Genomic DNA, 1,403 nt, shown 5'->3' on the forward strand with positions numbered 1-1,403 from the left:
GAATTGAGAAAAAATGCAGAAAAATGCATAAAAACGGATAAATTTTTTCAAAAGGAGCTTTAAAAGCCTATTTATCCACAGCTTATAGATGCATGGTTAGATCAGCACAATAATGAAATTTGCTATTTATTTGATGTGTTAATTAACGTGTCAATCAAAACAAATGCACTATGGGCTTTTAAAACATCAGAATAATCATTTTGATGCATTTTACCATAGGTTTTGAAGGTTTCTCAAACCCTCAAAATACCTTCAAAAATATACTATGGGTTGAATTTAAGGTTGTGTTGTCGATATAGGTTGTATTATTAAAATAATAACACATTGAAATATAATAACTTTTATTTTTTTGATTGAAAAAAATATATAAGGGGGCGTAAAAGGAACCCTCAAAATCTTCAAAATCCTCAAAATTAAGAGATAGAAAGACTTTGAAGGTTCATTTTTGAATCTAAGGTTATAAAATTTCCAGATTGCCTATTGTGGTGTCTTATGAATTTTCACTAAAGGATGCCATTCATAGCGTATGGTAGGTCGACCGCTTTTAGAGCTATTGTTTTCAGATATTGCACGAATATAGTTACAACGACATAAAAGCTCTAAAGCTTGCTTAACAGCTTGATTATCTTTTAAAGAACTCCAACTTCTTTGATGAATATCACGTAAAGTAAAAACATCGGGTAAATGATCACAGCGTTCGATAATCAATTTTGCACGCTCTGCTGTTACTGTATCCCCCGCCGCATAAAGACGTTTTGCGTGACTTATCAGATATTTTTCCCAACGCAAGGCTGTTGTGATGGCATAGAGACCAATTTCAAAACGCCCACTATCAAGAAGTTCAAAAATCAACGCAAGACTTGCTATGGTTTTTGGCATTTTTAAAACATGCGATTGTAAGCTTTCAGAGAAACGCCCACTTTTTGCCTCTCTATGAAGATTTTCTAGCCATTCATAAAATTTCTCTTGTGCTTTTGGTATAAAACGCATGATCAGCGGCTGTTCTGGAGAACCTAGTCGTTTATCACGAAAAGAACGAAAAACGCTTTCATACTTTTGCCAGCCCTCTTGATTGGGGGGGCTATCAACCAATTGCCACTCTTGATTTTCATCGGGCCACACCAGCATTTGAAACCGTTGTAATAAACCGTCATCGTTTATGCCACGGTGCATGGCTTGAATGATGGGAATAATTCGTGAAGGTTGAATGCCTCCAATCATTGATAAAGTTACATGGGGAATAAAAATGGTTCCACGCTCTATACGGTCATAGGTAAATTGATCATCTCCATTGAAAGCTGTTAAATAGAAAGAACGGTCTGTTTGATATTCCTTTCTCTCCAAATTGGCTAAAAAACCAGATAACTCATCACGAACCATCAAAAGACCACGGGGGTTTTCTT

Annotated in this window: 1 protein-coding gene; it reads right to left on the bottom strand. The window is 35.6% G+C overall.

What is annotated here, in order from left to right:
- Nucleotides 1-477 precede the first annotated feature (477 nt).
- On the bottom strand, nt 478-1,403 hold a 926-nt coding region (locus tag ABD917_RS08660), incomplete at its 5' end, for a DUF3987 domain-containing protein (protein WP_345119660.1).

The sequence above is a fragment of the Bartonella pachyuromydis genome, from assembly GCF_039543065.1.
GTDB lineage: Bacteria > Pseudomonadota > Alphaproteobacteria > Rhizobiales > Rhizobiaceae > Bartonella > Bartonella pachyuromydis.